Source organism: Armatimonas sp., from assembly GCF_043760365.1.
In the GTDB taxonomy this organism is placed as follows: domain Bacteria; phylum Armatimonadota; class Armatimonadia; order Armatimonadales; family Armatimonadaceae; genus Armatimonas.
In genome coordinates this window covers 1-6,194 of record NZ_JAYUPA010000140.1, presented here as the reverse complement: position 1 = coordinate 6,194, position 6,194 = coordinate 1, and the positions used below count along the sequence as shown (strand labels likewise).

7 protein-coding genes are annotated in these 6,194 nt (G+C 52.6%); 4 read left to right on the top strand and 3 right to left on the bottom strand.

All coding sequences use genetic code 11. The features are described 5' to 3' along the window. Positions 1 to 32 precede the first annotated feature (32 nt). A complete protein-coding gene (locus tag ACH2EH_RS03650) occupies positions 33 to 2,666 on the bottom strand; it encodes a Tn3 family transposase (RefSeq protein ID WP_395139065.1) in 2,634 nt (877 codons plus the stop codon). A gap of 19 nt (positions 2,667 to 2,685) precedes the next feature. On the opposite strand from ACH2EH_RS03650, the gene ACH2EH_RS03645 reads away from it, so the two are divergent. Then, positions 2,686 to 2,994 (top strand): transposase, encoded by a 309-nt coding sequence (locus ACH2EH_RS03645; protein WP_395139063.1) that lies wholly within the window; start codon positions 2,686 to 2,688, stop codon positions 2,992 to 2,994. After that, positions 2,957 to 3,526 (top strand): transposase, encoded by a 570-nt coding sequence (locus ACH2EH_RS03640; RefSeq protein ID WP_395139067.1) that lies wholly within the window; start codon positions 2,957 to 2,959, stop codon positions 3,524 to 3,526. The genes ACH2EH_RS03645 and ACH2EH_RS03640 overlap by 38 nt, the downstream gene beginning before the upstream one ends. On the opposite strand, the gene ACH2EH_RS03635 is transcribed toward ACH2EH_RS03640, so the two are convergent. Then, on the bottom strand, positions 3,495 to 3,947 hold the full coding sequence (locus ACH2EH_RS03635) for a DUF4158 domain-containing protein (RefSeq protein WP_395139062.1): 453 nt from the start codon (positions 3,945 to 3,947) through the stop codon (positions 3,495 to 3,497). The two genes, ACH2EH_RS03640 and ACH2EH_RS03635, sit on opposite strands and share 32 nt — an antisense overlap. Before the next feature lie 208 nt (positions 3,948 to 4,155). Here ACH2EH_RS03635 and ACH2EH_RS03630 point away from each other — a divergent pair, with 208 nt between their 5' ends. Together ACH2EH_RS03630 and ACH2EH_RS03625 are read left to right on the top strand one after the other, a co-directional pair. Next, entirely contained in the window at positions 4,156 to 4,719 is a 564-nt protein-coding gene (locus ACH2EH_RS03630) for a recombinase family protein (RefSeq protein WP_395139060.1), read from the top strand. Between the two features lie 230 nt (positions 4,720 to 4,949). After that, complete coding sequence (locus ACH2EH_RS03625; protein WP_395139058.1) at positions 4,950 to 5,369, top strand: HEAT repeat domain-containing protein; 420 nt, start codon at positions 4,950 to 4,952, stop codon at positions 5,367 to 5,369. Between the two features lie 235 nt (positions 5,370 to 5,604). Here the strand turns inward: ACH2EH_RS03625 and ACH2EH_RS03620 are convergent, their stop codons facing one another. Beyond that, a complete protein-coding gene (locus ACH2EH_RS03620) occupies positions 5,605 to 5,958 on the bottom strand; it encodes an HGGxSTG domain-containing protein (protein ID WP_395139056.1) in 354 nt (117 codons plus the stop codon). Positions 5,959 to 6,194: the final 236 nt, after the last annotated feature.

The window sequence follows — 6,194 nt, the reverse complement described above, 5'->3', positions numbered from 1 at the left end:
GGGTCTGACAATCATTGGAACGAAAACGTACGCTAAGGAATCTCGGGAGTCTCCGGCAGCACGAGTGAACGCAGTTCTCCACGAACGACGTGCTCAGCCAGCGCGAACGAGTAGCGGCCCAGGAAATTGAGATGGTCGTTGCCAAGAGGAGAGAGTCGAGCCCGGTCTTCCGGTTTGACCACGGTGCCTGTGGCTATCAAGTGGTTTATTGCGGCTTCCATGTAGAGCGTATTCCACAAGACGATGACATTCACCACCAGGCCAAGTGCTCCGAGTTGGTCTTCCTGCCCTTCTCGGTACCGCTGGCGCACTTCGCCCCGACGGCCATGAAACACCTCACGTGCCAAGCCATGCCTGCCCTCTTGACGGTTCAACTGAACCAGAATCCGCCGTCGGTAGGTCTCATCGTCGATGTAGGGAAGCAGGTAGAGCGTCTTGTTTATCCGGCCTAGCTCTTCCAGCGCACGCGCCAGTGTCGAGGGACGCTCGCTCCGAAGTAAGGAGCGCACCAGCTCCGAGGCACTAATCGTTCCTTGTTTGAGTGAACCTGCGACTCTCAAAAGGTCGTCCCAATTGTCGCGGATCAGGCGTGTGTTCACCTTATGTCGGGCCAAGCCATTCAAGGGGCCATAGTCCGCGCCAGGGTCAATGCGCCAGAAGCGCGTTTCCCCAACATCGGCAAGGCGTGGGCTGAATTGATAGCCCAACAGGTAGAAAAGCCCAAAGATCACATCGGAATAAGCGGCGGTGTCAGCCATGATTTCGAGGGGGCGCAGAATAGTCTGTTGTTCAAGGAGTCCCTCCAAAATCCACGGAGCCTCATGGGTGGTACCAGCAATGACAATTCCATGGAATCCCGTGAACTGGGACGAGGTGAAGTTGTAGTAGGTGATGCCACGCCCAACACCGAAGTACTTGCTGTTAGGGCCAGCATTGACCGTTCGGACAGGAACGACAAAGCGTAGACCATCGGCTGAGGCAACCTCACCGCCTCCCCAAGCTTGGGCCAGTGGGATCTGACTTTGTGCCTCGACGAGCTTTGCATTGGCCCGGACGATGGTATCGGAGCGCAGATAGTTTTGCTGAACCCAGCTCAAGCGGTCACGGCTCAGGGCGGGGTTATCCTTTCTAATCAACGGCTCCAATCCGATATTGCAAGCCTCCGCCAACAGAACCGCACACACGCTCAGGGCGAGATCCTGTACACGCGGCCCTGATTCACTCAAATGGGTGAACTCCTCTGCAAAGCCAGTTCGCAGGTGTATTTCCAGTAGAATTTCAGGCAGATCCACTCGTGGAAGCAGGGCATGAACTTTGTCTCGGAGGCTAATATAGCTTGCTGAGTCCTCCAGTTTGTCCAGCCCTGTCATGGTGAAAGTGTCTTTTCCATCACGTGTTTCGATCTTGACAGCACTGTTGCTGGGCAGATTCGCGGCGGTGCGCCGGTAAGCCTCGTCCAAAAGAGTTCTCAGTCGTTGTAGCTCGGCATCTGCATCGGTTTGACGTTCCAGAGTTCGGCAGATCTGAGGACGAATCGCTTCCCAGGCTGCGCCTTGCAGGAGCTTGGCACGAGGGTCGCCCCAGCGTTCACTCCGAGGCACATAGACATCGCGACGCCGGAGGGCATCCTGAAGCTGTTCCAGCACACACAAGGTGTAAGCGCGGCGGTCCACCTGCTGATCCTGCCCAATGACCAAACGTTTCCAAGCGGCAGGAACCACTTCCAAGGGAGCTTGCTTCATGTCAGGCTTGCGTTTCCCTTCCAATGAAGCAAGATACTTCCACGCTTTCAACACGGGCTGGCCCGCCTGTGTCCCCTCAAATGAGAGCGTCTCCAGAAGCTTAGGAAGGAAGCGACGGGCTCGCCCATGCCGCTCAGTAAGCTCCTCGTAGAACTTGTCATCTGAGGGACGAGTCAGCAGGTCCACTGTCTGGATTGCCTGATGCAGCCGCTCTTTAGGGACAATGGCAAAAGCCTTTTTGCGTAGCTCGGAGATCTCGCAGGTCTCATCAAGGAGTAGCTCGCAGACTTTGCCCAGTTGCCGTGCCGCAGCGTCCAAGTCGCGCAGTGAGCGCAGTCGCTTCCGTTGTCCCGCCCGTTTTGCTTGAGTACACAGCTCCGAAATGAGTGCATCAAGTAGATCCAGCGCGTCGTCCGTGGCGACAATCTCGAAATGACATGCAAATGCAAGGAGGGTGGCCGTCTTTCGATCTGAAGGCATTCGAGCGATATTGGGTGCCCAAGCCGCTGCTGCGAATCGCGCAAGTGACTTGAGTCGTCCGGGAGGGATGGCCCGAACGTCGAGATTGCCTACATCCAGCTGTCTTATCTCCTGCAACCGTTGCAAAGCACTGACCAGCCCCGGGCCACTGATTTGTGTGGGGCTTCGCCGCAGCCGATCCAGCGGACTTAATCGTGCTGCCTCGGGGACAACCAGAAGTGCTTCCAAGCGTTCCCGTTGCTTTGCATCAGGCAAAGTCGCAAGCTGCTTCCAGAGGCGGGCGGATGTGCGGTCGCGGACACGTGCCACCAGACGCGCAAGAGTTGTCACCCCAGGAAGAAGAATCTTACGCTCAGCCAGCCAAGCTGTTCCCAGGTCGAAAAGTACACTGGGTCGCTCTGATGAGATCCAAGCTCGAGTATAGAACCTATCTGAAGTCTCCACTTTGGGGTATTCTTTGGCAATGAAAAAGACAGGTTACACCTCAGATTTGACCACAGAGCAGTATCAGAAAATTGCGATTCATTTTAAAAAGAGGAAAACGGCACCTCGAACCGTGCAATATCACGATATTGTTAACGGCATTCTTTATCGTTTGAAAAATGGATGTAGTTGGGGAAATTTACCTAAAGATTTTCCTAACTACAAGACTGTTTTTCATTATTCTAATCTTTGGATTAAAGAAGGCATTTGGGACATAGTTTTAGACGAGCTTAAAATTGAAAATCGGATAGATCAAAAAAAATGCTCTGCCAACTCTCCTGATATGTGATTCTCAAGCGGTTAAAAATACGGACACTGCTGATATTGAAACGAAAGGTTTTTGTCATTACAAGTCAACGAATGGAATAAAGCGTCATTTATGTGTGGATGTCCTGGGTACTCCATTTTTCGTTGTTTGTACTCCCGCTAATGTTACTGACGACAAAGGTTTCATTCAGATAGTAGAAGAGAATTTAAATTTTTTCATTTCTTTGCCATTGCTATCCGTAGAATCTCCATTTACTATTCTTTTTGATAGTGGATACAATAAATCTTATATCGAGAATGAGATTATGAAATTATATCCCGAAATATTATCAAAAGTGGTTATTGAAATAGCTCCTAAAATGTCCCCTGAAGAGAAAAAAGCGAAAGGTCTTACTGGTTTTATCGTTGTTCACAAAAGATGGATTGTTGAACGCTCTAATTCCTGGATGGAGAAATGCCGCCTCCTTTGGAAAAATTGTGAGAGCAAACTGATGACAAGTGTTGCAGATATTAAGCTTTGCTTCATCCGGCTAATTTTAAGAAGGCTGTATTGATTTGCCAAGACTTCAGACGGGTTCTATAGAGCCAGCGAACAAAGTGAAAGTATTCAGGCTGGTCACCCAAATCGTGGTAACCGTACAGGCGTTGAATCTCTCCGGCATGTTCACGCTGTGTCGTTGGACGCTTTCCATAATGAACCAGGCAGACAGGGTGCTTGACACCAATCTGCTTGGCGACGAAGACAACTGCTCCTGGTGGCACATCCGTGGGATCTGGCAGAAACGTGCCCAAGAAGCGAACAGTACATAATTGAAGGGCAAAGCCCAGACGATTGTGGTCACCGCGCCGCTGGGCAATCAGCTCGCGATCTTTGTCATCGAGGTGGAAGTAGCGGCCCAGTTGAGCCGCGTCTGGTTCTGCGGTGTAGCATCCGTATCGTTTTTCTTGTTCTGCCGTCAGGAAATCCACGGGCATAGGTGCCTTCTTTCTCGTTCCTGCCCGCATTAGGTGCTCTCACAAAACGCTCGTTTATTGAGAAAAGCAGAGACCCTCCAAAACTACGAGAAACCACCCTCTTTTTCCTCTCAAAAACTCTTCTCAAAAATCAAACTCTCATCTCACCCAAAGCGATGAGTTTGTGAGAATTACTGAGGTATCCTGACCAGGACAAAGGAAGAAAACCATGCTGATTGGGTACGCCAGGATCTCGACCAACGACCAGAATCTTAATCTGCAAAGAGACGCTCTCAAAGCTGCGGGCTGCACCCAGATTTGCGAGGACACCGCCAGCGGAGCCAATGCAGCCCGACCAGGATTAGAGAAGGCACTGGGCATGTTGCGGGAGGGGGACACCCTAGTCGTGTGGAAGCTCGACCGGCTGGGCCGGAGTCTGAAACACCTGATTGAGAGTGTCCAGACACTTGATGGCCGCGGCGTTGGCTTTAAGAGTATTCAGGACAACATAGACACGACAACCCCAGGCGGAAAACTTCTCTTTCACATACTGGGGTCGTTGGCTGAGTTCGAACGGGATCTGATTCGTGAGCGAACCAATGCGGGTCTAGCTGCTGCCCGTGCGCGAGGACGAAAAGGCGGCAGACCACCGGGCGGGTTTGCCAAGAAGCGAGAGGCAGCCTTAGCACTTCGTCAAGATCCCAAGCGTTCCGTTCAGGAGATCTGCGAGATTCTCCATATTTCTCAAGCGACCTTCTATCGCTATGTCAGCAGCGGGGAGGATGAGCAATGAGAGACTTGCAGACTGAAGTGCAACGATTTCAAAAGTGGGCTGACGCGTACCCCGTAGACCAGCGATCTGGTGAGTGGGAATGTATGTATGACTATTGGAGTGAACTTTGCACAGCGGTGTCAGATTTTGTCGCCAACCGTCCTTTCTCGACCTGGTCTCCTGCGGAAGTGGACATGATCTTGTACGCACTGGCTCGGGACAATGAGGCGGCATATATCGCTAGGGAGATATTGAGTCCATCTCTAGAACTGCTACTGCACCTCACCCAGGCATCCATTGAGTTTGGCGAGCCAGATGCCCGCTCGCAGCTCGCAGCGATGCTAAGTTTACATGGGCCAGACCATCCTGAGTCACTGCGGCTGCTACGAACTCTGGTGCAAGACGACAATGAGTACGTCCGGCGTATGTCCCTGAAAGCACTGGCGCATCTAGGTGCACCCGATGTTGAAGAACTAGCCTTGGAAGCATGGAACCGGTCCGATCCGAACCAACAGTATGCCAGGATGATGGCTCTAGCATGCCTACAGCAAATCGGCTCGTCAAAACTTGAAGGGCTGCTTACCGAGGCAGAAGGTGCCGAAGAGCAATACCTTCGGCAGTTTGCTCAGCGGCTACGCAAGAAGGTTCACCAGGGAACGCCATTGAACTGAACGAGGCAATGGGCATGTCTTCGTGGCCTTAGCGTACGTTTTCGTTCCAATGATTGTCAGACCCCGTTTAGGGTAGACGCCAACTTGATGTCAGGATCAGGAATCAAAACCTGTCAGGATAGGGTTCGTTTTTACATTCTTGGACAGGGCGAATCAAAGGTCATAGACTCATTTCTGACACATTGGAGGAGCGTTTCGCCTAATTTTACACTGCCGGGGGATGTGCAAAAACAGCCTACTTTTGCCTCACCCTACCTAGCAGCGCCCGGCACACCTTCACCAGCACTCTGAGGTGCTTCGCTTCCTCTTGCAAGTGTTGACGATAGGCGGGCGCAAGCGTGAACTCTCTCCCCCCGTGAAGTCTACAGCGCTCCGAGCCAAGCAGAGCCCGTGCCTGGCAGGGGGAACCTGCCCTGGTCTTGGCCCCACAGAGTGGGCGGACTTTCTTGGGCATGGTTCGCAGCTCCCGTGCCTCTTGCTCTTTGGCCCTGGCTTCCCTGAGTGCCTCAGCGATCAGCGGGGCAGAGAGCTGCCTTTGTGCCTCTGTGTGGGCTTCCATTTCTTTGAGCAGCTCTTTAACGTTTTGCATGGGCTCCCCTATTTCCTGAGTTTTTTTATGCCCTCACGCGCACACGCGGGCGGGCGCGTCACGAGGTCAAGCAAGCAACCACCTGCCAAGGAGGGAGGGTTGCTTGTTTGCGGGCCTAGTCTGGAATGTCTCAAAGTGTCCTTAATTCTAAGTTTAAGGACACAAATCAATGTTTGGCAAACGCACCAGGAAAGCCTCCCCCTCTACGCGCCCGCTGGTTACACGCGTGTAGGGTG